This is a genomic window from Candidatus Omnitrophota bacterium (assembly GCA_028716165.1).
Lineage (GTDB): Bacteria > Omnitrophota > Gorgyraeia > JABMRG01 > JABMRG01 > JAQUQI01.
The window spans coordinates 23,627-48,100 of record JAQUQI010000012.1 but is presented as its reverse complement, the minus strand read 5'-3'; the positions used below and the strand labels follow the sequence as shown (position 1 = coordinate 48,100).

At 45.9% G+C, this 24,474-nt stretch carries 24 protein-coding genes; 22 read left to right on the top strand and 2 right to left on the bottom strand.

The window, feature by feature from the left end; translation table 11 throughout:
- Positions 1-98 precede the first annotated feature (98 nt).
- The 8 genes from pnp (at position 99) to PHV77_06240 (ending at position 9,117) form a co-directional block, all read left to right on the top strand.
- Positions 99-2,198, top strand: coding sequence for a polyribonucleotide nucleotidyltransferase (gene pnp, locus PHV77_06275; protein MDD5504892.1), 2,100 nt, complete (start codon positions 99-101; stop codon positions 2,196-2,198).
- A 45-nt stretch (positions 2,199-2,243) separates the two neighbouring features.
- Positions 2,244-2,693: a dUTP diphosphatase gene (gene dut, locus PHV77_06270; protein ID MDD5504891.1), complete on the top strand. Its 450-nt coding sequence runs from the start codon at positions 2,244-2,246 to the stop codon at positions 2,691-2,693.
- Between the two features lie 60 nt (positions 2,694-2,753).
- Entirely contained in the window at positions 2,754-3,515 is a 762-nt protein-coding gene (locus PHV77_06265; protein MDD5504890.1) for an undecaprenyl-diphosphate phosphatase, read from the top strand.
- Positions 3,516-3,524: 9 nt separating this feature from the next.
- Positions 3,525-5,834: a DNA translocase FtsK gene (locus PHV77_06260; GenBank protein MDD5504889.1), complete on the top strand. Its 2,310-nt coding sequence runs from the start codon at positions 3,525-3,527 to the stop codon at positions 5,832-5,834.
- Between the two features lie 3 nt (positions 5,835-5,837).
- Positions 5,838-6,635, top strand: a complete 798-nt coding sequence (locus tag PHV77_06255; protein MDD5504888.1) for a DUF4115 domain-containing protein — start codon at positions 5,838-5,840, stop codon at positions 6,633-6,635.
- A gap of 64 nt (positions 6,636-6,699) precedes the next feature.
- On the top strand, positions 6,700-8,025 hold the full coding sequence (gene rimO / locus PHV77_06250) for a 30S ribosomal protein S12 methylthiotransferase RimO (protein MDD5504887.1): 1,326 nt from the start codon (positions 6,700-6,702) through the stop codon (positions 8,023-8,025).
- 34 nt (positions 8,026-8,059) lie between these two features.
- The gene (gene pgsA / locus PHV77_06245) at positions 8,060-8,632 is read left to right on the top strand and encodes a CDP-diacylglycerol--glycerol-3-phosphate 3-phosphatidyltransferase (GenBank protein MDD5504886.1); all 573 of its coding nucleotides are present in this window, start codon (positions 8,060-8,062) and stop codon (positions 8,630-8,632) included.
- On the top strand, positions 8,629-9,117 hold the full coding sequence (locus PHV77_06240; protein MDD5504885.1) for a phosphatidylglycerophosphatase A: 489 nt from the start codon (positions 8,629-8,631) through the stop codon (positions 9,115-9,117). The genes pgsA and PHV77_06240 overlap by 4 nt, the downstream gene beginning before the upstream one ends.
- Here the strand turns inward: PHV77_06240 and thpR are convergent.
- Both thpR and PHV77_06230 read right to left on the bottom strand, forming a co-directional pair.
- Positions 9,035-9,589 carry an RNA 2',3'-cyclic phosphodiesterase gene (gene thpR, locus PHV77_06235; protein MDD5504884.1) on the bottom strand — a complete coding sequence of 185 codons (555 nt, stop codon included), beginning with the start codon at positions 9,587-9,589 and terminating at the stop codon, positions 9,035-9,037. The two genes, PHV77_06240 and thpR, sit on opposite strands and share 83 nt — an antisense overlap.
- Before the next feature lie 20 nt (positions 9,590-9,609).
- Positions 9,610-10,854: a competence/damage-inducible protein A gene (locus PHV77_06230; protein ID MDD5504883.1), complete on the bottom strand. Its 1,245-nt coding sequence runs from the start codon at positions 10,852-10,854 to the stop codon at positions 9,610-9,612.
- 314 nt (positions 10,855-11,168) lie between these two features.
- Here PHV77_06230 and recA point away from each other — a divergent pair, with 314 nt between their 5' ends.
- The 14 genes from recA (at position 11,169) to PHV77_06160 (ending at position 24,453) form a co-directional block, all read left to right on the top strand.
- Positions 11,169-12,218, top strand: a complete 1,050-nt coding sequence (recA, locus tag PHV77_06225) for a recombinase RecA (protein ID MDD5504882.1) — start codon at positions 11,169-11,171, stop codon at positions 12,216-12,218.
- A 188-nt stretch (positions 12,219-12,406) separates the two neighbouring features.
- Complete coding sequence (locus tag PHV77_06220) at positions 12,407-12,883, top strand: regulatory protein RecX (GenBank protein MDD5504881.1); 477 nt, start codon at positions 12,407-12,409, stop codon at positions 12,881-12,883.
- Positions 12,858-15,446: an alanine--tRNA ligase gene (alaS, locus tag PHV77_06215; protein MDD5504880.1), complete on the top strand. Its 2,589-nt coding sequence runs from the start codon at positions 12,858-12,860 to the stop codon at positions 15,444-15,446. The genes PHV77_06220 and alaS overlap by 26 nt, the downstream gene beginning before the upstream one ends.
- The gene (hisD, locus tag PHV77_06210; GenBank protein ID MDD5504879.1) at positions 15,443-16,663 is read left to right on the top strand and encodes a histidinol dehydrogenase; all 1,221 of its coding nucleotides are present in this window, start codon (positions 15,443-15,445) and stop codon (positions 16,661-16,663) included. Before alaS ends, hisD begins: the two co-directional genes overlap by 4 nt.
- A 130-nt stretch (positions 16,664-16,793) precedes the next feature.
- Positions 16,794-17,402, top strand: a complete 609-nt coding sequence (locus tag PHV77_06205; GenBank protein ID MDD5504878.1) for an imidazoleglycerol-phosphate dehydratase — start codon at positions 16,794-16,796, stop codon at positions 17,400-17,402.
- Positions 17,402-18,013 carry an imidazole glycerol phosphate synthase subunit HisH gene (gene hisH, locus PHV77_06200; GenBank protein MDD5504877.1) on the top strand — a complete coding sequence of 204 codons (612 nt, stop codon included), beginning with the start codon at positions 17,402-17,404 and terminating at the stop codon, positions 18,011-18,013. Before PHV77_06205 ends, hisH begins: the two co-directional genes overlap by 1 nt.
- A 1-nt stretch (position 18,014) precedes the next feature.
- Positions 18,015-18,770, top strand: a complete 756-nt coding sequence (locus PHV77_06195; protein MDD5504876.1) for a HisA/HisF-related TIM barrel protein — start codon at positions 18,015-18,017, stop codon at positions 18,768-18,770.
- A complete protein-coding gene (gene hisF / locus PHV77_06190) occupies positions 18,760-19,515 on the top strand; it encodes an imidazole glycerol phosphate synthase subunit HisF (protein ID MDD5504875.1) in 756 nt (251 codons plus the stop codon). Before PHV77_06195 ends, hisF begins: the two co-directional genes overlap by 11 nt.
- A complete protein-coding gene (gene hisI / locus PHV77_06185; GenBank protein ID MDD5504874.1) occupies positions 19,512-19,883 on the top strand; it encodes a phosphoribosyl-AMP cyclohydrolase in 372 nt (123 codons plus the stop codon). The genes hisF and hisI overlap by 4 nt, the downstream gene beginning before the upstream one ends.
- A complete protein-coding gene (trpE, locus tag PHV77_06180) occupies positions 19,884-21,362 on the top strand; it encodes an anthranilate synthase component I (protein MDD5504873.1) in 1,479 nt (492 codons plus the stop codon).
- 36 nt (positions 21,363-21,398) lie between these two features.
- Complete coding sequence (locus PHV77_06175) at positions 21,399-21,962, top strand: aminodeoxychorismate/anthranilate synthase component II (GenBank protein MDD5504872.1); 564 nt, start codon at positions 21,399-21,401, stop codon at positions 21,960-21,962.
- Between the two features lie 24 nt (positions 21,963-21,986).
- Complete coding sequence (gene trpD / locus PHV77_06170) at positions 21,987-23,036, top strand: anthranilate phosphoribosyltransferase (GenBank protein MDD5504871.1); 1,050 nt, start codon at positions 21,987-21,989, stop codon at positions 23,034-23,036.
- Positions 23,033-23,812 (top strand): indole-3-glycerol phosphate synthase TrpC, encoded by a 780-nt coding sequence (trpC, locus tag PHV77_06165; protein MDD5504870.1) that lies wholly within the window; start codon positions 23,033-23,035, stop codon positions 23,810-23,812. Before trpD ends, trpC begins: the two co-directional genes overlap by 4 nt.
- Before the next feature lie 14 nt (positions 23,813-23,826).
- Positions 23,827-24,453: a phosphoribosylanthranilate isomerase gene (locus PHV77_06160; GenBank protein ID MDD5504869.1), complete on the top strand. Its 627-nt coding sequence runs from the start codon at positions 23,827-23,829 to the stop codon at positions 24,451-24,453.
- Positions 24,454-24,474: the final 21 nt, after the last annotated feature.

The window sequence follows — 24,474 nt, the reverse complement described above, 5'->3', positions numbered from 1 at the left end:
AGGGGAGTGTTTGTTATAAAGGCGGTTAACAACGGCGTTGTCTGTTATTTTTTTACGGACAGGATAAACATTACGCAACTTTAAAGTCAGGAGACAGGATGAAGACGAGCGCAAAAGCTGTAATAGGCAATAAGGAGATTATTATTGAAACAGGCAGGCTTGCCAAACAGGCCGACGGAGCAGTTACGGTTTCATGCGGAGACACGGTTGTTCTTGTCACCGCTGTTATGTCAAGGCAGGCAAAAGAGGACACCGATTTTTTCCCTCTGATGGTTGATTACCGGGAAAGGACATATGCCGCCGGCAGGATACCCGGAGGATATTTTAAAAGAGAGGGCCGCCCCACGGAGCGCGAAATATTGACAGCACGCCTGATAGACAGGCCTATAAGGCCGTTATTCCCTGAAGGCATGTCTAATGAGGTCCAGATCATGGCTATGGTCGTATCAAGCGACGGCGAAAATGATCCCGATATATTATCTGTTATAGGCGCTTCAAGTGCCGTGCAATTATCAGGCATACCCTATCTTGGGCCGTTTGGCGCTGTAAGGATTGCCCGCGTTGAAGGGGATTTTGTGGTAAACCCCACATACGCGGAACTATGCGAATCTGATATTGATATTGTGGTTTGCGCCGGAAAAGAAGGCATCCTGATGATAGAATCAGGCTCCAAAGAAGTGCCCGAGGATGTTTTTTTAAAAGCCATTGACTTGGGTTTTGCGCAGTGCCAAAAATGCATAGCCTTGCAGAATGAGCTTGCCAAGGGGCTTAAAAAGAAAGAACTGACAGCGAGTATAAAAGTCCCCGAAGCCTCGCTTATTGAAAAGTTAAAAAATATGGCCTCAAGCAGGATAGCGCAGATTAATTCCGTTCCGGTCAAAGAAGAGAGGATAGAAATGATGGGGGCGCTGTCCAAGGAGATTATAGGCCAGCTTGTGACCGAAGGCGGCGAGATTAACGCCGCGGACATTATGACAGCGCTTAATGACATAGAAAAAAAGATTGTCCGCGATATGATATTACTACAGAAAAAAAGAGTGGACAAGAGAAGCTTTGATGGTATACGAAACATAGAGTCAGAGGTGGGCGTTCTTCCCCGCACTCACGGTTCGTCTTTGTTTACCAGAGGCCAGACCCAATCCCTTTCGGTAGTAACGCTTGGGACAGGCTCTGACGAGCAGTCCATAGAGGCGCTTGAAGGCGATTGGAAAAAAACGTTTATGCTCCATTACAATTTTCCTCCATTCAGCGTTGGAGAAGCCAAGCCCGTAAGGGGTGTTGGCAGAAGAGAAGTAGGCCATGGCGCCTTGGCCGAAAGGGCCCTTAAACCTGTTATACCCTCAAAAGAGCAATTTCCTTATACTGTCCGCATTGTCTCGGATGTTCTTGAAAGCAACGGTTCGTCCAGTATGGCGACAGTCTGCGCGGGCTCCCTTGCCCTAATGGACGCCGGCGTTCCAATAATAAGAGCTGTGGCAGGCATAGCCATAGGCGTTGTCAAGGAAGGCGATAATTACGTTGTTTTGACGGATATAGCCGGGCTTGAGGACCATTACGGCGATATGGATTTTAAGGTGGCTGGAACGTCCAAGGGCATAACGGCCCTTCAGGTTGACGTAAAATTGAAATCAGGCATTACCATGGATATCGTCAAAGACGCCATAGATGCCGCTAAAAAAGCCAGGATTAAGATACTGGACAATATGAATAAAGCCATATCGGTTCCGAAATCAAGCCTGTCGCAATATGCCCCCAGGATAGAGACTATCAAGATAAGCACGGACAAGATAAAAGATGTGATAGGCCCGGGCGGCAAAGTGATCAAAAAGATCATTGCTGATACGGGTGTTGATATAAATGTTGATGACGACGGGACCATCAATGTGGCTTCAAATGACCCGGAGGCGCTTAAAAAAGCGATGGATATTATCGCCAAAATAGTTGAAGAGCCGGAAGTGGGCAAGATATACAAGGCAACTGTAAAGAGGATAATGAACTTTGGGGCTTTTTGCGAGATATTACCCGGCAAAGAAGGCCTTTGCCATGTCTCGGAACTTTCCGACGAATACGTAAAAAACGTGGAAAGTATTGTTAAATTGGGGGATGAGATAACAGTAAAGCTTGTTGAGATAGACGAACAGGGCAGGCTTAATCTCTCAAGGAAAAAAGCCATGCCAAAATCCGGTAAGAATGCTTAAAACCGGCCTTAATAGACTTTATTTTATGTCGGAGATATGCCGGGCATGGATAAGACGGTTATAAAAATTAAAAAGAAACAGGGCTGTCAGGACCTGCCGACCCCATGCTATATGAGTACAGGCGCAAGCGGTATGGATGTATACGCGGATGTTGACGGCAGTGTTACCATCCAGCCGAAAGAGATAAGGCTTGTGTCGGCGGGTTTTTATATGAGTATCCCGGAAGGTTTTGAAGTTCAGGTGCGTCCCCGCAGCGGGCTTGCGCTAAAACACGGCATCGGTATAGTAAACAGCCCCGGCACCATAGACAGTGATTACAGAGGGCTTGTGGGGATTATATTGATAAATCACGGCCAACAGCCCTTTGTGGTAAAAAGGGCTGACCGCATAGCCCAGCTTGTTGTTCACAGGGTGGTAAGGGCTGATATGTCTGTTGTTGACGACCTTGATGATACCATGCGTTCGCACGGCGGTTTTGGCCATACGGGGGTTTGAGCCTAAGGGCGCGCTTCGCGTTTTATATGCGTTAGGAACTTATATTACGGTTTTTGATTTATGTCGTATATTCATGCCATAGTTTCGGGTATCATACAGGGGTTGACGGAATTCCTTCCGGTCAGCTCGTCCGGCCATCTGGCTATTCTGCATAGATGTTTTGGTTATGCCCAGCCGGATATCATCTTTGATATTGTTTTGCATGTAGGCAGTCTTTTTGCGGTCATTGTCTATTTCCGGCGGGATATAGCTGAAATCCTGACGAAGCAGAGGGGGTATATTTTATCGGTTTTTATAGCGTGCCTGCCCACGGCCGCAATAGGTATTTTTTTTAAAGACGTTTTTGAATCAATATTCGCAAACGTGAAATTAATTGGTATAATGCTTTATGTGACTGCTGTTTTCCTTAGCCTGGCGCATATAGCGTCAAAAAGCCGGCGCCAAGACGGGCCTTTAAAGGCTCCCGGCCCAGTAAAGTCATTTATTATCGGTATCGCGCAAGGCATAGCCATTATACCCGGTATATCCAGAAGCGGCGCTACGATATCGTGCGGGTTATTTTTGAAGGTTAACAAAGAATCAGCGGTAAGGTTTTCTTTTTTGGCTTCAATCCCGGCTGTCCTTGGGGCGTTGATTTTAAAGTTTCCCGATTGGGATGTTTCATCGGCTTCTTTACCGCAAATGGGTTTAGGATTATTTTTTTCTTTTTTGTTCGGGCTTGGGTCAATCTACGCGGTAAAAAAAGCCGTTATTACCGGGAAGCTGAAATGGTTTGCCGTATATTGCTTTATACTGGGAACAGCGGCTATAGCCATAAGGTGATTATTGAAAATGACTCAACAGCGCATTAATGAGATCGTTGGATTTGCATACCTGGCCGTAGGAGTACTTGTCTTTGTAAGCCTTGTATCGTTTGACCCTGCGGATATAGAGTTTTTTGCCTCCACCCCAAACCTGCGTATAAATAATTTCATAGGTATTATCGGAGCTTATATCGGAGCCGGTTTGTTTTTTCTGATAGGATACAGTTCTTACGTGATACCCGCATTGTGCCTTATTTGGGCTATAGACAGGTTTACATCTCAACAACCCCAGCGTTCGCTTGTAAAATTTTCAGGCACTGCCGTTCTCTTTTTAGCTTCCAGCGCCTTCATGTCTTTGTTGTTTAACGGTGAAAACACATCCAGGATGCAGGCAGGCGGATTTTCCGGAATGATGCTGTCCTTAATGCTTGAGAAATATTTTGGAGTGGTCGGTTCTTATGTTATCGTATCAACGCTTATAATCCTTGCCGTTCTTCTGGCAACGGAATTGCTCATTATACCATTTACCGTTATCCTTATAGACAAGCTTAAATGCGCGTATCAACGCCGGAAAGAAATTTCTGACGCAAAGAGGCAGTTAAGGCCTGCAGCGGCGAATAATAGGCCTACTGCCCCAAGGTTTGTTAAGAGGCCTGCCATAAAAGGGTTTGTTCCAAAAACTGCGGAGAAAACAGCCCCGATTATTACTGAAGCGAGGGTAGAGTCTCCCCGGCCCGAGTTAAAAACCCGTCTTGCGGTGACGGTTCCGGACATCAAAATAGACAGGAAACATATAACTGCTAAGGCGCACGATAAAGATAAAGACGGCCTTGGGGCTAAACCCAAGACAGCGGCCGGCGAATATAATCTTCCCACCATGGATCTGCTTGATTCGCCTCCTCCCGTGGAAGAAAGGCAGATAAAAGAAGACCTGACAGCGTCGTCAGCAATACTTGAAGACACGCTTAGGGATTTTGGCATAGACGTAAAGGTTGCCCAGGTTGAGAAAGGCCCTGTTATAACCAGATATGAGCTTGAACCTTCACCCGGCGTTAAGGTAAACAGGATAACGGCTTTAAATGATGATATAGCGCTTGCAATGAAAGCGCAGTCGGTAAGGATCATAGCTCCTATACCCGGAAAATCCAGGGTCGGCATAGAGGTGCCGAACACGACCGCTTCATTGGTTTTTCTAAAAGAGGTCCTGGCCTCCAGGGAATTTCAGGAATCCCAATCAAAGCTTATGCTGGCTCTTGGCAAGGATACGGCAGGCCTGCCTGTTGTCTGCGATCTTGCTAAGATGCCTCATCTTCTTATCGCCGGCACTACGGGCGCTGGTAAGACTGTTTGCGTTAACAGTATAGTGCTTAGTATGTTATTTAACGCCTCCCCGGACGAGCTTAAGCTGATACTTGTTGATCCAAAAATGGTTGAGATGGCGATGTTCAATAAACTGCCCCATCTCATATGCCCTGTTTTGACTAATGCCAAGAAGGTGTCCGGCGCCCTGGCCTGGCTGGTCCATGAGATGGAATCGCGTTATCAATTGCTTGCCAAGGTATCATGCCGTAATATAGCCATGTTTAATCAAAAGGCGAAAGAGGGCGGGCTTAAGGACTATCCCGACGTGCCTTCTTTTATGTATTATATCGTCTTAGTGATAGATGAGCTCGCCGATTTGATGGCGGTCGCTTCCAATGAAATAGAAAGCGCTATAGCCCGTCTGGCCCAGTTATCGCGCGCGGTAGGCATACATATTATCCTGGCCACACAGAGGCCGTCCGTGGACGTTATAACAGGCGTGATAAAGGCGAATTTTCCTGCAAGGATATCCTTTAAGGTCGCGTCAAAAGTGGACTCCCGCACAGTGCTTGATATGAACGGCGCGGACAAGCTTTTGGGCAGAGGCGATATGTTGTTCATGGAACCCGGAGCGGCAAAACCTGTAAGGGCGCAGTCAAGTCTTGTCTCTGATAAGGAGATTGAACGTGTTATTAATTTTATATCCGGGCAGAGAGAAGCGGATTATGAGGAAAATATTATCAAGGAACAGGGCAAAAAAGGCCTTGGCATAAGTTCGGCAAAAGACGACCTTTTTGACGACGCGGTAAAGCTCGTGATGGAATCAGGACAGGCATCGGTATCTATATTGCAGAGGCGCCTGCGTCTTAGCTATACGCGCGCGGCACGCCTTATTGATAGCATGGAAGAAGACGGTCTGATAGGCCCTTATTGCGGGTCAAAACCGCGCGATATCCTTGTTGACAGAAAACAATATCTGGGTGTTTCAGGCAAACTTGCCGGCCAGGAAAATGACCGGCCCGGGGACGCGGTATAATAAATGACGACAATAGCCAGCCAGTTCAAAAAAGCCAGACAGCAGGCCCAGCTTACGATAAACGATGTTTATCTTAAGACCAAGATATCCCCTGATACGCTTTTAACCCTTGAAGATGATGCCATGATCCTCAAGGCTAATCCGCTGTATATTAAAAGTTTTTTAAAAAAATATGCTTTATATTTAGGCCTTGATGACAAAGCCATATTAGAGCAGTATTCTAACGCGCTCTGCCAGGCATCCCCTAACTGTGCGCAGAACGTAAACGCCGGCACTGCCCGTCCGCGCGCCCGGGCCGGCACCGGAAGGATACAAACAAGGCTTGTCTTCAGCCGACTTTTATATATAGTTTTTATTATATTTGCCGCGATGTTTATATTCAAAACAGCGGGTTTTGTAAAGGCCTCTTTTGCGCGTTTTAAGTCTACACGCCAGTTAAAGCTGGCTGTAAAACGCCAGGCTCCGCCGCCCGCTAAAGCGTCTTTGCCGGTTTCCTCCAGGCAGCCGGAAGCGGCGGCCCTCAAGGAGAATGTGATCTCTATTCCCAAGAATGAAAAGCTTTGTCTCGTGATTAAATTGAATGATGATGTGTGGGCTGAAGTAAAAAGAGACGGGGAAATTGTATTCAAAGGGATATTGAAAAATGGGACTCTTAAGCAGTGGCAGGCTGATGATCATTTTGAACTCTGGACAGGTAATGCTTTTGCTATGGAGCTTACCCTTAATGGCCATGATATGGGAAGCCTTGGCAGGGGCGTTAAAAAGGGTATTATTATTGACAGAAGCGGAATACGCGGGTAGCCTTTATCAGCCGCTATTATAAATCTTTCAAACATCGGAATATAATTCCGATTTTTTATTTGATATGAAAGCAAGCATAATAAGTTTAGGTTGTGCGCGAAATCTTGTTGACTCCGAGCTTTTGGCGGGCAGGCTTAAGGCCCTGGGTTTCGGGATTGCCGAAGAAGCTCAAGGCAGCGATATTGTCATTATAAATACATGCGCTTTTATAGAAGAATCAAAGAAGGAGGCAATAGAGACCATATTAAAGGCGGTAGAGCTGAAAAAAGAAGGCAGTGTTAAAAAAGTAATTGTGTGCGGATGTCTCGGCCAGCGATACGGCAGACAGGTCAGCTCTGATATAACCGAAGTAGACGCTATTCTTGGGGTGGACGGTTTTAACACGGTGGCCAGGGCCCTTAAAGCGGCCGCGAAGGGCCGGCGTTATCTGGAAATAAACCCTCCCGATACGGCATATCCCGATAATGCATGCCGCGTTCTTATGACCCCTGCCCATTACGCGTATATTAAGATCGCTGAAGGCTGCCGCAACCGCTGCAGTTATTGCGCCATATATAAGATACGAGGCGACATCAGGAGCAGGCCCATGGCTTCCGTCTTATCCGAAATAGGCGTTCTGGCGTCACGAGGGGCTATAGGTGAGTTGAATATCATAGCGCAAGACAGCACATCATATGGTATAGACAAATATAAAAAGCCTTCTCTTGTCCGTCTGCTTGAAAAGATATGCAAGCTTAATAAGGCCCACTGGATAAGGCTTTTGTATACTCATCCAGGCCGTTTTAGCGATGAGCTTATAGATATCATCGCGGATCAGCCTTGTATTTGTAAATATATTGACCTTCCGATTCAGCACATAAGCGATAAAATCCTCTCTGCCATGAACAGGCGCACGTCGCGCGCCCAGATAGAGGCCCTGATAAAAAAAATAAGGCGCAGAATACCGCAGGCGGCCATAAGGACATCGGTCATTACCGGTTTTCCGTCGGAGACTGAATCGGATTTCAGGCAGCTGCTTGATTTTATAAGAGATACGCAGTTTGAAAGGCTCGGGGCTTTTGTCTATTCAAAAGAGGAGAATACCCCGGCGTTTGGGTTCAAAGGGCATATAAGCCGTCCGGTAAAGACAGATCGTTTTGACAGGATCATGAAACTGCAACAGGTGGTTTCTGAATCGGTCAATAAGCGTTTCCTGGGCAGGCGCATTGAGGTGCTTGTGGAAAGACAGATTGATGCCACAAACTATGAAGGCCGTTCGGAGTATGACGCCCCCGAGGTTGACGGAATGGTGTATATTAAATCAAAGGTCTTACTTAGGCCGGGGCAGTTTGTCCAGGTTGATATAAACGATACGCTTGAATATGACATAACCGGAAACGCGGTTTTTTAAGCGAAACGGTAAAAAATAATGCAAGGGCGCGAAAATGAATTTACCGAATAAGCTGACATTGTCACGCATAGGGCTTACATTTGTGTTCATGTTTTTTTTATTTACCAAATGGCATTATGGAAAGGCCATGGCAATAGCGGTCTTTGCCCTGGCTTCTTTTACCGACTACCTTGACGGAATGATCGCCAAGAGAAGGGGCCTGGTATCTGATTTCGGCAAGTTTATGGACCCCATTGCGGACAAGGTATTGATACTGGCGGCATTTTTAGCTTTTGTAGAGATGGGGATCGTGCCGGCATGGATGGTCCTTATCATTATATTTCGTGAATTTATTATATTGGGGCTAAGGATACTGGGTATCATCAAAGGCAGTATCGTGTCTGCTTCGCGCGCCGGAAAGCATAAAACGGTCTCGCAGATAGTGGCCGTATTTTTTATTCTCGTTTATTTATTGATAAAAGAGCACGCCATAAAAATCGGTTTCTGGACGCAAAAGGCCGAAAGCGTGTCATGCTTTTTGATTTTTTTCCTTATGCTTGTTGCCGTTACTTTGACGCTTATATCGGGCGCTTCGTATATCTCTAAAAACAGGAGATTGTTTCGTTGAATTTTATCATAAAACTTATCGCGAGCTTTTTTTTCACAGGTTATTTTCCAGCGGCAAGCGGGACAGCGGCCAGTTTGCTATCGGTCATAATTTATTATTATTTGCGTATGAGCCCGTTTGTGTACCTGCCGTTCGTATTTTTTTTATTTTTGTCGGGTTTTGCCTTTTCAGGCAGGGCGCAGGTATTGTTTCAGAAAAAGGATTCAGAAAAGATAGTCATAGATGAGGCGGCATCAATGTCATTGGTGTGCATGTTCACGAAGGGGGATTACCTGCTCCTGGCATGCGGTTTTTTATTTTTCAGGTTTTTTGACATAATAAAACCGCCCCCCATAAAAAGAATAGAAAAAATATCAGGCCCAAAGGCTGTTATGCTTGACGATATCGCGGCCGCTTTATACGCTATATTATTGGTCTTGCTGGTTTACCGGCTCCAGCAAGCCGGAATTCTTCCAGCAGTAAGTATTGGGGCCCGGCCTGCGTAAGCAGGCTTGAAAAAAGGCCTATTTTTTTTACGGTTATTTTTTCTTCCGCTGTAAAACCCGATTCATTCTCTATTGCTTTGGCCAACTCCGGGCTTATCCCGTGCTTTCTTATCCTGCCAAGGCTTATATGAGGTAAAAAAGGCCTCTTGTCTACGGGAAGGCCTTCATTTTCACAGGCACAGCTTATGTGCCGGTATAGGTTCGCCAATTCTTTTGGGGGATTATCTACGCCAGCCCGGATTACGCGCGGTTGAAGTGAATCGGAAAGAATTCCAACGCCCGATATGTTAATTTTAATAACAGGGCAGGATTCTGTAATTTTTAAAACAGCGTTTTTTAGGCGGTTGACGGTATAATCGTTTATATTGCCTAAAAATTTTATGCTGATATGCATATGGCAGGGCTTGACCCATTTTATGTCTGCGTCATAGCGCATAAGCCTGCACTGCAGGGACGATAATGACGCTTTTATTTTTTCCGTTAATCATATCGCTATGAATCCGCGCATTGAATGATATGAGTCCTCGCCATGTCAAGAGCCGCCTGGCTGTAACGGAATTTGATGTGTTTTCTTGAGCCGATGAAAAAGTGCCTTTTTGAATACGTTTTTTCTTTATCGGAAATGGCCGTATACACAAGGCCTACCGGCTTGGCGCCTTTTCCGCCGCCCGGCCCGGCTATACCGGTTACGGAAAGGCCTATGTCCGCGCCTGAAATGATTCTTATGTTTTTTGCCATAGCCCTGGCTGTTTGGGCGCTTACGGCCCCGTAGCGGTTTAATATAACAGCGGAGACTCTAAGCAAATTAATCTTTGATTCGTTTGAATAAGCGACAACAGAGAGGATAAGGTTTTTGGACGCTCCGGGGACATTGGTTATCCTGTCGCTTATGAGTCCGCCGGTGCACGATTCGGCTACCGCTATAGTCCTTGATTTGAGCAGGCGTAATACTGTTTCTTCAAGGCCTTGATGATCAATGCCGCATATCAAATTACCCAGCCTTTTACGCAGTTTTTGTTCTATCGCGTCAATATGCTTATTTGCAATAATGGCGTTTTCCGCCTTTGAGGTTATCTTGAGCTCAACCTGTCCGGGTTTGACGTATATACCCATAGTGGTATGGCCTGATAGTTTTAAAAAACCTTTGACTTTTTGGTGCACTTGAGACTCGCTTAAGCCTGTTGTTTTTATTGTCCTTGTTAATATAACGCCGCGAAAAGGCGAGATTTTTTTTAAAAACATCAGGACTTTTTTTTCTAACATGGGTATCATTTCAGAATCAGGCCCGGGAAGACAGATCAGGGTTTTTTTATATTTTTTGATTATCAATCCCGGCGCGGTGCCGGAATTATTTTTAAGCCATACAGCGCCTTTGGGTATATAGGCCTGGCGGATATTGATTTTCGGCATTTTTATATGCCTTGCGGAGAAATGTTTTTTTATAAGGCAAAGTATATTTGCGTTGAGAATAAGACTCCTGTCCGATATTCTGGCCGCCGCGTCAAGAGTTACGTCATCAATGGTAGGCCCCAATCCGCCTGTAGTTATGACTATGTCTGATCTTTTCATCGCGGTTTTTATTGTTTCATAGAGCCTGGTATTATTATCACCTACCGTAGTGTGGTAATATACGTCTATGCCTATGCGGGCCAATTCCCTTGAAATATACGCCGAATTGGTATCTATAGACTGGCCAAGCAGTAACTCCGTGCCTATGCTTATTATTTCCGCTTTCATAACTGTTTATTATATCACATATTGCGTATTTTTTAGAATTTTTTTAAAATATTCTTAAAAAGTAATGGTATTAGAAACAGTTTTTCCTTTTTTCGCGGGCAAAAAAGCTTTACCGGCTTTTGAAAGAAAACAGCCTAAATATGCGTCATATATAGCAGAATCCATTGCGCTAAAAAATTGGAGGCCTATGGCAGAGGTAAAAATTATATGTCCCTTTGACACATCGTGAAGCCGAAGAGTAATTTTTCTTTACAAGGTTAATCGGAAAGGGTATAATTTAGACTAATATTTATTGTATATAAAAGGAGGCTTTTATGGTGAAGGTAGAGAAGCAGAAAAGTGCTCAAGCGCCCGCTGAAGAAGGCAGTCAAAACACTGAAAAAGAGCGGGCTAAAGCCCTTGAGCTTGCGGTATCACAGATTGAAAAGCAATTTGGCAAGGGTTCTATTATGAAGCTTGATAAAAACATTAAAGCGGCAGTCCAGGTTATACCTACCGGAGCCGTATCTCTTGACATAGCCCTTGGCGTGGGCGGGGTGCCCAGAGGAAGGGTGATAGAAATATTCGGCCCTGAATCAAGCGGCAAGACAACACTTACCTTAAGTATTATAGCGCAGGTCCAGAAAAGAGCGGGTGTCGCGGCATTTATTGACGCTGAAAACGCCTTTGACTCAAGTTATGCCTCAAAGATCGGCGTTAACCTTGACGACCTTCTCATATCACAGCCGGATGACGGTGAGCAGGCGCTTGAAATTACCGAAACGCTTGTCCGTTCCAATGCCGTAGACGTGATAGTCATTGATTCTGTTGCCGCTCTTGTTCCCCGCGCGGAGATAGAAGGCGCCATGGGCCAGGCGCAGGTGGGCTTACAGGCAAGATTGATGAGCCAGGCCTTGCGTAAATTGTCGGGCGCTATTAATAAATCAAAGACCTGTGTTATATTTATCAATCAGATAAGGGAAAAGATAGGCGTTATGTTTGGGAACCCGGAGACAACACCCGGGGGCAGGGCATTGAAGTTCTATGCCTCGGTTAGGATAGATGTCCGGAGGAAAGAATATATCAAGACGGGTGATGTAGTTACCGGAAGCCTTGTAAAGGCCAAGGTTGTTAAGAACAAAGTAGCCGCTCCTTTTAGAAGCGCCGAGTTTGATATTATATACACCGAAGGCATATCAAAAGAGGCAAGCCTTTTGGATGTGGGCGTGTCTTTTGATATTATAAAAAAGCAGGGCGCATGGTTTTCTTTTAACGACACAAAGATAGGCCAGGGCCGGGAAAGCGCGCGCCTGTATTTAAAAGAAAATCCCAAAATTGTTTCCGAGATAGAAAAGAGAGTCAGGGAATCGGCCGCAAAATCCTGATAAGAAAGCCTGGACGAATATCAAGCAGAGTTCTTTACCGGACACGCTTACCATGGCGATACCGGCATTTTTATGGAAGCCTCGCCGCGTTATCCGCGGCACGCCCTTGTGTACCGGTTGAGAGTTTTTTAAGGATAGGATAACAGGATTACCGTATTTTTCGGCAAAGGAGTGATTTTTACAGCCCGATGAAGATAGATGTTTTTGACAGGGCAAGGCTTTATGCTGTAAGCCTTCTGAATTATCGGCCTCGCACCGAAGCGGAGATCAGGCAAAAGCTTAAGAAAAAGGGTTTTCCCGCGCATGTGATAAACAGCCTTGTCGCGGATTTTAAGGAAAAATCTCTGATAGACGATAAAAAATTTTCTATGCTATGGACACGGTCAAGGCTCCAGGGCCAGGGGCATAGTTTTCGTAAAATTAAAAGAGAGCTTTTGTTGAAGGGGGTTGACAGGCAGCTAATTGACAATACGGCTGTAGGCCTTAAGCAGGAGTTTAGCGAAATGGAGATAGCGCTTAAACTTTCGGCGAATAGAATGGCTAGTTTTAAAGGTATAGATGCCGGTAAAGCAAAAAGGCGCCTGTATTCTTATCTTATGAGGCGCGGTTTTTCAAACAGTATTGTTTTTGAGGTTATAAATGAAGCATACCCGGATACGCGGTGAATACTTGGATTTTTTTAAGGGCAAAGGGCACAGGATAGTCCCCAGCGATTCCCTTGTCCCTGCCGGAGACCCAAGCCTGCTTTTTACAAGCGCGGGCATGACGCAGTTTAAAAACGAGTTCATGGGTAATGTAAAGGATTTTACCCGTGCCGCAAGTTGTCAAAAATGTATGCGTACCGCCGACCTTGATAATGTGGGCAGGACCTGTTATCATCATAGTTTTTTTGAGATGCTTGGCAATTTTTCTTTCGGGGATTACTTTAAAAAAGAGGCCATTGCCTGGGCATGGGAATTTCTTACGGTTAATTTACGCCTTGATCCGGCCAGTCTCTGGGCCTCTGTTTACGAAGAAGATGAAGAGTCTTATTTTATATGGCAGGATATGATTAAGATTCCCGGCGAGCGGATTGTCAAGCTCGGTCAGAAAGATAATTTCTGGCCTTCAGAGGCCAAAGATAAAGGGCCTAACGGCCCCTGCGGGCCCTGTTCGGAAATTTATTATGATTATGGCCCGCGTTCCGGCTGCGGCAGGCCTGATTGCACCCCCGCATGCTCTTGCGGGCGTTTTGTGGAGATATGGAATTTAGTGTTTACCCAATATAACAGAAAGGATTCAGGTTTATTGGAGCCTTTGCCTAATAAAAACATTGACACAGGCATGGGCCTGGAGCGCCTCTGCGCGGTGATGCAGGGCGTAAAAAATAATTTTGAAACAGACCTGTTTGTTCCCATCATAGAAGCGATAAAAAAAGAGCTTGATATAGCGCCCGCAGGAGGCAGTGTTTCCAGGATACATGCTGTTGCCGATCACGCGCGCGCGGCGGTTTTTGCCATTGCGGACGGGATAACGCCTTCTAATGAAGATAGAGGTTATGTTATAAGAAATATACTGCGCAGGGCTTTATTGCACGCTATTGAATTAGGCGCGAAGGAGCCTGTTTTATATAAACTTATTTATTCCGTTTCAAAGGTCATGCAAGAGCCCTATCCTGAGTTGTCAAAAAAACACCAGGATATTGCCGGCATCGTGAGGCTTGAGGAGGAAAAATTTTTTAGCACATTAAAAAAAGGCAGATCGGTCCTGGATGCCATGATAAAAGAGGCGCAAGAATCCGGCAGGGCAATGCTTTCGGGCGAAGATGCTTTTCGCCTGTTTGATACCCATGGCCTGCCTTTCGCGGTTACCAAACAGCTTTGCCATGGCCGGGGCTTTAGCGTTGATGAGGACGCCTTCAACGGCTTAATGCGCGTCCAAAGAGAGCAGTCCAGACAGCACAGCAATATCAGCAGTTCGGTTTTTTTAGACACTGGTATAAAGGAAAAAACAGAATTTATCGGTTATGATAAATGCCGCTCAAAGGCTAAGGTCTTGCGTATTATGTCGCCCGACGGCGACGAGATTCATTCTGCCGACAGCAGTTTATCTAAGGCGCAGGTCATATTAGACCAATCGGTTTTTTATCCTCAACAGGGAGGCCAGGAGCCTGATAAAGGCAGGCTTTTTTCAAAGGCTTTTGAAGCCGAAGTTTTTTTTGCCAGAAAAGTACAAGGTTATATCGTCCTTGATATAAAGGTCCTGTCCGGCCGTGTAAGCCGGGCTGATATTGTTGAATCTGAAGTCAATGTTGAAAGGCGTATGGATATTGCCAGAAATCATACGGCGACACATTTACTGCAGGCCGCTTTGCGTTGTGTGCTTGGTTCTCACGTCCAGCAGCAAGGGTCTATGGTGGATGCCGACAGGTTAAGGTTTGATTTTACTCATTTCAAGGCCATGACGCCCGGCGAATTACAAAAAGCGGAGGCCATGGTCAATGAATACATTAACGGCGCAAACGCTGTGGCGGTTGAAGAGATGACGATTGAACAGGCCAGGGCCACTGGCGCATTGGCTTTTTTTGGCGATAAATATGGCCAAAAAGTAAGAGTAGTTAAGGCAGGGAATGCAAGCCTTGAGTTTTGCGCGGGCACGCATCTTGGCAATACTTCCGATATCGCCTTGTTCAGGATAGTAAAAGAAGGCTCTGCCGCTTCAGGCATAAGGAGGATAGAAGCTGTGACCGCGCAGTATGCCATGCGGTGGCAGGAAGACCAGGCTCGCGGCCTGGCCGTACAGCAGAAGGCGTTTCAGGATAAGCAAGAGAAAAAAAAGCTTGAAAAAGACATGTTGAAAAAATCCGAAGGCGAAGTTGATCTTATTATTGAATCTGCCGAAGAGATGAAGGGTATCAGAGTTATTATTAAGTGCCTGAATGGCCGCAATATGGATGCTTTAAAAAGGATTTCTGATATAATAAGAAACAGGCTTGAGAAAGGCTATATTATATTTCTTGCCGCGCCGGATGATTTGAAGATACCGGTATATCTTTGTATAAGCAAAGACCTCGCGGCAAAAGGATTTGATGCCTCAAACATTCTTAATACAATATTGGTTTCTTTTTCAGGTTCAGGCGGCGGCAGGCAGGAAGCGGCCCAGGGAGGGGTTAAAGGCTTGAAAGATGCCGGTATGCTTCTATCCAGAGCGAAAGAGGTGCTTGCTAAACAATTAGGGGAAACAGTATGAGGGTTTTAAAGCCTAACAGCAAAGAGCTTTTAAAAATATACGGCAGGGGCCTTGATATCAGGCAAAATGTGCGCAGAAAGGTCGCGAACATCATAGAGGATGTCAGGCTCGGCGGAGACGATTCTCTCGTCAAGTATACGAAGCGTTTTGACGGCGTTAAGCTTAATTCCCGACAGCTTAAGGTCGGCCCGGGCGAGACGAATGGCGCCTATCAGGATATGGACCCCGCCTTGGTGAGCAGTTTTAAGGTCGCTATTGAAAACATCAACCAGTTCTATAAAAGGCAGATTAAAAAATCCTGGAAGATCAAGCATCAGGACGGAATAATGCTCGGCGAAAAGATTACGCCGCTTGAAAATGTAGGCATATATATACCGGCAGGCACAGCGCCTCTTATATCCACTGTTTATATGACGGTTATTCCTGCCAGGATAGCCGGGGTCAAAAGGATAGTTATTGTTACTCCGCCGAACCAGCATGCCAGCGTGCATCCGTTTATACTTGTAATGGCAAATTTGTTAGGAGTAAATGAAGTTTATAAGGTAGGCGGCGCCCAGGCTATCGCGGCACTTGCCTTTGGCACCAAAACCATACCAAAGGTGGATAAGATAGTAGGCCCGGGTAATCTTTATGTCAGTGAGGCGAAGAGGCAGGTATTCGGTTATGTTGATATTGATATGCTTGCCGGCCCCAGCGAGGTTGTGATAATCGCCGATGACAGCGCCTGCCCTGAACATATCGCCGCGGACATGGCGGCCCAGGCAGAACATTTTATGGGGATGTCTATACTGATAACAAAATCAAAAAAACTCGTCAATCTCATGAGGCAGCAGCAGTCCAAGGGTTATATAATTGCCGTGAAAAATTTAAAGCAGGCGGCCGAGATCTCAAACAGAATAGCGCCGGAGCATCTACAGCTTATGGTAAAAGACCCGGCCAAGCTTCTCAAGCTTGTCACTAATGCCGGCTGTGTCTTGTTGGGGGAATATTCCCCCACTGCTTTAAGCGATTACATAGCAGGGCCCAGCCACGTCTTGCCTACAGGCGGCAGCGCTAAGTTTTTTTCAGGTCTTAGCATATGGGACTTTATCAAGGGTATCCATGTAGTCTCTTATTCAAAAAAAGCCCTTGAACTCGTTAAACCTGATATAGAAAAGATAGCCTCGCTTGAAGGCCTGAACAGGCATATAGAATCCATACAGAAAAGATTTGCCTGATGCCTGACAAGATTTTTTTTAGATACCATATATTGTTTTATGCGCGCGCGGATTCTGATACTGCGCCATAATGGCGGTAAGAACGGATAGCCGGTACCGGATCAATGTCAATTGACAGGAGCGTATACTTATGAAAAAAAGAACAGCTTTATTAAACCGTAATACCACGGAAACAAATATCACCGGTAGTTTAAATATAGACGGTGTTGGCAAGGCTTCTATCAGCACAGGCATCGGCCTTCTGGATCACATGCTTGAGCTCTTTGCCTTTCATGGGTTATTTGATCTGGAGATCAAGGCGAAGGGGGACTTGCATATTGATATGCACCACACCAATGAGGACATAGGCATTGAATTAGGCAAGGCCTTTAAAAAAGCCCTTTTAGACATGAAGGGTATACGCAGGTTTGGTTTTGCTTCTGTTCCCATGGAAAAAGTCCTGGCTAATGTTACTGTTGATATCAGCGGAAGGGGATTATACGAGCGCAAAGAAAATGCCGGCGCGGGCCCTTGTCCGGAGGATGAAAGAGGCTATTCGCTTAAAGACGCTGATCATTTTTTTGAGAGTTTTGCCGGCCACATGGGCGTTAACCTTATTATAAGCATTGAACCGATGGCGCGGGATCTGCACGCGACATTAGAGCCTGTGTTTAAGGCGCTGGGCGTGGCGTTAGATCAGGCGACCCAGATAGACGCGCGTAAAAAAGGCATACCCTCCACAAAAGGGATAATAGACTAATGGTCATTGTCATTGATTACGGTATGGGTAATCTTGCCTCTGTCGTCAACGCGGTTTGGCGTTATACACGGGATGTTTTAATAAGCAGTGACCCTGATGATATAATCAAGGCGGACAAGCTTATACTGCCGGGCGTAGGCGCTTTTGAGGATGCCTTGCGTGAAATAGAGGCCAGAGGCCAGCGGTCAAATATTCTGAAATTTGCCGCTTCAGGAAGGCCTTTTCTGGGTATATGCCTGGGTATGCAGCTTCTTTTTACAAGAAGCTGCGAGGGCGGTAATCACCCTGGCCTTGATATAATAAAAGGTGATGTCCTGCCGTTTACCCCTTCTTTCGGGTTGAAAATACCGCATATGGGCTGGAACAGGGTAAGCGGCCCGGGATTGGCCGAATGCCCTTTGTTTAAAGGCGTACCCAATAATGCCTATATGTATTTTGTGCATTCATATTATGCCGTGCCCGAAGACGGCAGATTTTGCGCCGGATTTACGGATTACGGCGGAAAATTTTGTTCAATGGTATGTAAAGAAAATATATACGCCGTGCAATTTCACCCTGAAAAAAGCCAGGGGCAAGGTTTAAAAATAATTGAGAATTTTGTGAGATTGTGAAATGCTGATAATACCGGCTATTGATATAATAAGCGGTCAGGTTGTGAGGCTGACGCAAGGTGATTATAAAAGGCGCACGTATTATTCAAGCGATCCTGTAAAGACAGCCAGAAGTTTCAAGCTTGCGGGAGCAGGGATGATCCATATTGTGGATTTAGACGGCGCCCGGGAAGGCCGGCCGATTAACCTTGCTGTTGTAAAATCTATACTAGACGATAAAGATATCAACCTGCCCCTGCAATTTGGCGGCGGGATAAGAAGCCGTGATGATATTGCCAGGCTCCTTGATATGGGTGTATCAAGGGTTATCCTCGGCACCAAGGCCGCTCTTGATTTAAGCTTTACGGAAGGTATTATTCGTGAATATGGCAGGCGTATTGCCATAAGCATTGATTCTCTCGGCCCGGATGTGATGGCTTCAGGCTGGGTTGAAGGAGTTTCAAAGACTCCTTTTGAGCTCGGCAGGGAGATGGCCGCTATGGGAGCAATGACTATAATCTTTACAAACATAAAGGCTGACGGAACATTACAGGGTATGGACAAAGGCTGGTTTAGCGGCCTGGTCCAATCGGCCGCGCCCTCTGATGTTATCCTTGCCGGAGGAGTTTCATGCCTTGATGATATTAAGATGCTTATAGAGTTCTCTCATTATCAGGCAAATTTACGAGGCGTAATTACCGGCAAGGCTGTTTATGAGGCGAGGCTTGACCTGGCCCAGGCCGTCAGATTAGCAGAGGAAGATAAAAATGCTGACTAAAAGGATCATACCCTGCCTTGACGTAAAAGACGGCCGGGTTGTAAAGGGTGTGAAATTTGTGGGCTTAAAAGACGCCGGTGATCCGGCTGAAATTGCCTTAGCATATGATAAAGAAGGCGCTGATGAGATCGTTTTTCTTGACATAACCGCCAGTTACGAACAGAGGCCTATTATTATTGATGTGGTCCGGCGCACGGCAAGGGATGTTTTTATGCCATTGACTGTTGGCGGCGGCATAAATGACCTTGATACCATAGAAAGGCTTTTAAAGGCGGGCGCCGATAAGGTATCAATAAACACCATGGCCGTAAAAGAGCCTGACTTTGTCACGCGCGCGGCAAAGCGCTTTGGCAGTCAGTGCATTGTTGTCGCTATTGACGCCAAAAGAGACGGAGGCGGCTGGCAGGTGTATACGCATGGAGGAAGAACGCCGGCGCGAAAAGACGTTCTTCAGTGGGCCAGAGATGTCCAGAAAATGGGCGCGGGAGAAATTCTTCTTACGAGCATGGATTGCGACGGCATGAAAAACGGTTATGATATTGATCTTACAAGGTCGGTTTCCGAAGCGGTGAGCATACCCGTTATAGCTTCAGGCGGTGCCGGAAAGCTCCAACATTTATACGAGGCCCTGGCAAAGGGCAAAGCTGACGCGGTATTGGCGGCAAGCATTTTTCATTTCAAGGAATTTACCATTATGCAGGCTAAACGGTATTTGAGCGAAAAAGGAGTGAGTGTAAGGCTATGAATTGGACAGGCAGGTTGAAATTTAAGGATGGATTGATCCCTGTTATAACACAGGACAATACTACAGGCCAGGTGCTGATGCTGGCATATATGAATAGGCAGGCGCTTTTAAAAACCTTAAAGACAAAAAAGTGCCATTATTACAGCCGCTCAAGAAAAAAACTTTGGTTCAAAGGGGAATCTTCAGGCCATATCCAGAAGGTCAGGTCAATTATGCCTGACTGCGACATGGACTGCTTGCTTATAAAAGTAGAACAAACAGGCGGGGCGTGCCATACGGGGCATATGAGTTGTTTTTACAGGAAGGCAAGGGGCGCGCGGTTGTGCTTTACGGAAAAGAGGGTCTTTGACCCAAAAAAGGTGTATTAAGTGTATTATCCTGATAAGAAAGAATTCATAAAATTATCAAGCAAGGGAAATGTCATTCCCGTTTATAAGGAGATCTTTGCCGATTTTGATACTCCGCTTTCGGCGTTTATGAAAATAGACGATAAGAGGCATTCTTTTCTGCTTGAATCTGTTGAAGGCGCGGAAAAGATAAGCAGGTATTCTTTTTTAAGCAGTGATCCTGCCGCGGTTATTGAGGCGAAAGGCGGCACGGTCAGGATAAAGAAAAAAAATGGAACCACTATTATCAAAAGCTCTAATCCTCTTGATGAGATAGCCGGGTTTATGAAACAATTTAGCTTTGTTGAGGTCAAGGGCCTGCCGAGATTTTGCGGAGGCCTTGTAGGTTATATCGGATATGATATTGTCAGGTTTATAGAAAAATTACCCTTACCGCGCAAGGATGATCTTCATGTCCCTGACCTTAGGCTTATGCTTACCGATACACTGCTCGTGTTTGACCATATAAGGCATACGATAAAAATCGTCTCCAACGCCTTTATTCCGGCATCTTCTAAGGCTCCGGCTTCGGATTTTTATGATAAATCGGTTTCAAAGATAGAAGTTTTGGCGCGCAGATTGCGCGCGCCTTTTAAGAATAATTTTAGCTCTATGGACAAACCCGCTCCCGCGGCAGAAATCAGCTCAAATATATCAAAGTCTGATTTTAAAAAGAGCGTATTAAAGGCAAAAGAATATATACGTTCAGGAGATATCATACAGGTTGTGTTATCGCAGAGGTTTCAGGCCGAGTACGACAAAAATCCTATAAACCTTTATAGGGCATTGAGGTCTATTAATCCGTCGCCTTATATGTTCTATCTGTCTTTTAAGGACTTCAAGCTTATAGGTTCATCCCCGGAGATAATGGTGCGCAAAGAAAACGCCATCGCGCGGGTGCGGCCTATAGCCGGGACACGGCCCAGGGGCAGGGATGAAAAGCAGGATGCCGAATTTGAAAAAAGCCTGTTGCGTGACAAGAAAGAGAATGCCGAACACCTTATGCTTGTTGACCTGGGCAGGAATGATTTAGGCCGCGTATGCCGGCCGGGCAGTGTGCGGGTAAATGATTTTATGGTAATTGAAAAATATTCCCATGTAATGCATATAGTAAGCGACTGCTCGGGCGTATTATTGCCGCCCGCCGATATGACACGGCTTTTAAGGGCTTCATTTCCGGCAGGCACGGTGACGGGCGCGCCAAAAATACGCGCCATGCAGATTATTAATGAGCTTGAAGGGGCAAAGAGAGGCCCTTATGCCGGCTGTGTCGGCTATCTTTCGTTTTCCGGAAATCTTGATGTTTGCATTACAATACGGACTATTTTGCTTCAGGGCTCAAAGGCCTATGTTCAAGTCGGGGCCGGTATTGTTGCTGATTCTATTCCGGAAAAAGAATACCAGGAGACTGTTAATAAGGCTAAGGCCATGTTTAAGGCTATATCAATGGCTAATACATAAGCCGTAAAAAATAACGTTTACCCCAAGGGGTGCCGCATGATAGTACTCATAGACAATTATGATTCTTTTACCTATAATCTTGTCCAATATTTTGGAGAATTAGGTTTAGGGGTAAAGGTTTTTAGAAATGATGAAATAACGCCTAATGGAATACGCAAGCTTAGGCCCAGCCATATTGTAATATCTCCGGGCCCGGGCAGGCCCGATGATGCCGGAATATCCAAATCGGTAATAAACGATTTTAAAGCCGATCTTCCTATCCTTGGAGTCTGCCTGGGGCATCAATGCGTTGGCGAGGTATTTGGAGCCAGTATTGTCCGGGCGAAGAGGTTAATGCACGGAAAAACTTCGCTTGTATATCATAACAAAAAATCAATATTCAAAAATATAAAGAGCCCGTTCCAGGCTACAAGATACCATTCTCTTATCGTAAAAAGGGAAAACCTGCCGCAATGCCTTGAGATCATTGCCCAGACAAGGCAAAAAGAAATAATGGCCGTTAAACACAGGCAATATCCCGTATGGGGCGTGCAGTTTCATCCGGAATCAATACTTACTACGGACGGCAAACGCCTGCTTAAAAATTTTATCGGCATGTAAGCTAATAAGGAGTCAGGCGGTTTTATGATGAAAGAGGCGATAATAAGTCTTACGGAAGGAAAAGACCTGTCTTGCGCGCGGATGGGGAAAATTTTTTCCATGATAATGTCGGCTTCAGCGCAGCCTGCCCAGGTAGCGGCTTTCTTGACCGCTTTACGCATAAAGGGTGAAACGGTTGATGAGATAACCGCGGCCGCCAGGGTTATGAGAAAGTTCGCGGTAAAAATAGATGTTCGTTCATGCGTTGACATGGATAGGGATGAGATTAATGTTGAAGAAGAGACTGTGCTTGATACATGCGGCACTGGAGGAACAGGCACAAACACCTTCAACATATCAACGACATCGGCATTTGTGGTTTCTGCCTGCGGCATCAAGGTAGCCAAGCACGGCAACCGCTCTGCCTCAAGCGCCTGCGGTTCAGCCGATGTCCTTGACAAATTAGGTATAAGGCTGGATCTCAAACCCGCGCAGGTAAAAGAATGCATACGCAGGATAGGCATAGGCTTTATGTATGCTCCGGTGTTCCACCGGGCGATGAAGCACGCCTTGCCTGTAAGAAAGGCCATAGGCATAAGGACGATTTTTAATCTCCTGGGGCCTTTATGCAATCCTGCCGGCGCTACATGCCAATTATTGGGCGTATACGACAGAAGCTTGACCCGTATAATTGCCAATGTCCTATGCAAGCTTGGGTCAAAAAGGGCTTTTGTTGTCCACGGGCTTGATACCCTTGATGAGATATCAATAACAGGGCCCACGCAGGTCTCTGAACTCAATTCGGGCAAGGTCAGGACATATATGATAGAACCGGAACAGTTTGGCATGAAAAGGGCCAGGCTTAAATCTATTGAAGGCGGAGACGCGGGCCAGAATGCCAAAATAATACTTTCTGTTTTAAGCGGCGCCCGCGGGCCGAGGCGTGATATAGTTTTGCTTAACGCTGCCTATGCCCTTGTCGCGGCAAGGGCCCAAAAGGACGTCAGAAAGGCTGTCAGTGCCGCCGCCCAATCTATTGATTCGGGAAGGGCTATGGATAAACTAAGGCAATTAAAGGACTTTGCCCGTTTATGATATTATCAGAGATAATAAAGGCAAAGAGGCTTTATATTGAGCAGGCTAAAAAAACTACGTCATTTGAATATCTCAAGCACCGTAGCCTAAGAAAGAACATTAAAACAAGGAATTTTAAATCGGCAATCGCCCGCTGTAAGGACGTGGCGGTAATCGCGGAAATAAAACAAGCCTCGCCGTCAAGAGGTATTATACGGCAGGATTTTAACCCAAGGGCGATAGCGGTCCAATATCAGATAAACGGCGCCGCGGCCATATCCGTTCTTACCGATGAACAGTTTTTTAAAGGCAGGCTTGAATATATTAATGAGGTAAAGTCTGTTACGAGCCTGCCGGTTTTGAGAAAAGATTTTATAATAGATGAATACCAGGTGTATGAATCGGCTATAGGCGGCGCTGACGCGATATTATTGATCACCGATTTATTGTCCAGAGAAGAGATAGTGAGGTTTTCATCTGTTGCCAGGTCTTTAGGCATGGATGTCCTGTGTGAGGCGCACAGCGAATCCGAGGTTGAAAAGGCCGTGAGCGCCAGGCAGGACATTATCGGTATTAATAACAGGGATTTAGATACCTTCAAGCTTAGCCTTGATACCACGCAGAACTTGATAGGCTTAATACCGCCGGGCAAGATTATTGTCAGCGAAAGCGGTATACGGTCGCGCTCGGACATAATGTTTTTAAAAAGCATAGGCGTCCATGCCGTGCTTGTGGGAGAGGCGCTTATGGACTCCGATGATGTGGGTCAAAAGCTTAAGGAATTAACGGGTAAATAGGACGGTTGATACCTGTGACCAAGGTAAAGATTTGCGGCATAACAAATTTAGAAGACGCGCTTTGTGCCCAGGCCTGCGGCGCGAATTTTATCGGATTTGTGTTTGCCGAAAGCCCGCGGATGATAAAACCCGGGATTGCGGCGCGGATAATAGAGAGGCTTTCGCCGAAGATAAAAATAGTGGCTCTCTTTGCCGATCAAAAAGAGAAATTTATCCTGCGGGTCATTGAAGAGCTGGGCAGGGTTGACGCCCTGCAGTTACACGGCCGCGAAACCCCGGGATTTTGCGCTTCTTTTGCGCCCAGGCGTATTATCAAGGCATTCCGGATTAAAGATGAAAATTCCATAGGCGCGATAAAAGACTATACCGCTATGGATTTTGCCCTTCTTGACGGTTATAGTGATAAAGCCAAAGGCGGCACAGGCAAAGGCTTTGACTTAGGCCTTGCCGTTTCGGCAAAGCGTTTTGGCATACCGTTATTTATCGCCGGGGGCCTTAATCCTCAAAATGTAAAGCGCGTGGTCAATTTGGTGAAACCCTTTTGCGTGGACGTATCAAGCGGGGTTGAAAAGTCCGCGGGTAAGAAAGACCATGGTTTGATACGCTTGTTTATTCAAAATGCCAGGAGCTGTTTAACCTGACTTGGCAATGAAAAGGAAATA

What these genes read in the sequence shown, in the direction of transcription:
- hisD (MDD5504879.1), top strand. Translation starts at nt 15,443, where the DNA reads ATGAGGGTTTTAAAGCCTAACAGCAAAGAGCTTTTAAAAATATACGGC.
- hisH (MDD5504877.1), top strand. Translation starts at nt 17,402, where the DNA reads ATGGTCATTGTCATTGATTACGGTATGGGTAATCTTGCCTCTGTCGTC.
- PHV77_06255 (MDD5504888.1), top strand. Translation starts at nt 5,838, where the DNA reads ATGACGACAATAGCCAGCCAGTTCAAAAAAGCCAGACAGCAGGCCCAG.
- PHV77_06195 (MDD5504876.1), top strand. Translation starts at nt 18,015, where the DNA reads ATGCTGATAATACCGGCTATTGATATAATAAGCGGTCAGGTTGTGAGG.
- dut (MDD5504891.1), top strand. Translation starts at nt 2,244, where the DNA reads ATGGATAAGACGGTTATAAAAATTAAAAAGAAACAGGGCTGTCAGGAC.
- trpD (MDD5504871.1), top strand. Translation starts at nt 21,987, where the DNA reads ATGATGAAAGAGGCGATAATAAGTCTTACGGAAGGAAAAGACCTGTCT.
- pgsA (MDD5504886.1), top strand. Translation starts at nt 8,060, where the DNA reads ATGAATTTACCGAATAAGCTGACATTGTCACGCATAGGGCTTACATTT.
- pnp (MDD5504892.1), top strand. Translation starts at nt 99, where the DNA reads ATGAAGACGAGCGCAAAAGCTGTAATAGGCAATAAGGAGATTATTATT.
- hisI (MDD5504874.1), top strand. Translation starts at nt 19,512, where the DNA reads ATGAATTGGACAGGCAGGTTGAAATTTAAGGATGGATTGATCCCTGTT.
- alaS (MDD5504880.1), top strand. Translation starts at nt 12,858, where the DNA reads ATGAAGCATACCCGGATACGCGGTGAATACTTGGATTTTTTTAAGGGC.
- recA (MDD5504882.1), top strand. Translation starts at nt 11,169, where the DNA reads ATGGTGAAGGTAGAGAAGCAGAAAAGTGCTCAAGCGCCCGCTGAAGAA.
- PHV77_06175 (MDD5504872.1), top strand. Translation starts at nt 21,399, where the DNA reads ATGATAGTACTCATAGACAATTATGATTCTTTTACCTATAATCTTGTC.
- PHV77_06230 (MDD5504883.1), bottom strand. Translation starts at nt 10,854, where the DNA reads ATGAAAGCGGAAATAATAAGCATAGGCACGGAGTTACTGCTTGGCCAG.
- trpC (MDD5504870.1), top strand. Translation starts at nt 23,033, where the DNA reads ATGATATTATCAGAGATAATAAAGGCAAAGAGGCTTTATATTGAGCAG.
- hisF (MDD5504875.1), top strand. Translation starts at nt 18,760, where the DNA reads ATGCTGACTAAAAGGATCATACCCTGCCTTGACGTAAAAGACGGCCGG.
- PHV77_06265 (MDD5504890.1), top strand. Translation starts at nt 2,754, where the DNA reads ATGTCGTATATTCATGCCATAGTTTCGGGTATCATACAGGGGTTGACG.
- rimO (MDD5504887.1), top strand. Translation starts at nt 6,700, where the DNA reads ATGAAAGCAAGCATAATAAGTTTAGGTTGTGCGCGAAATCTTGTTGAC.
- PHV77_06260 (MDD5504889.1), top strand. Translation starts at nt 3,525, where the DNA reads ATGACTCAACAGCGCATTAATGAGATCGTTGGATTTGCATACCTGGCC.
- PHV77_06205 (MDD5504878.1), top strand. Translation starts at nt 16,794, where the DNA reads ATGAAAAAAAGAACAGCTTTATTAAACCGTAATACCACGGAAACAAAT.
- PHV77_06220 (MDD5504881.1), top strand. Translation starts at nt 12,407, where the DNA reads ATGAAGATAGATGTTTTTGACAGGGCAAGGCTTTATGCTGTAAGCCTT.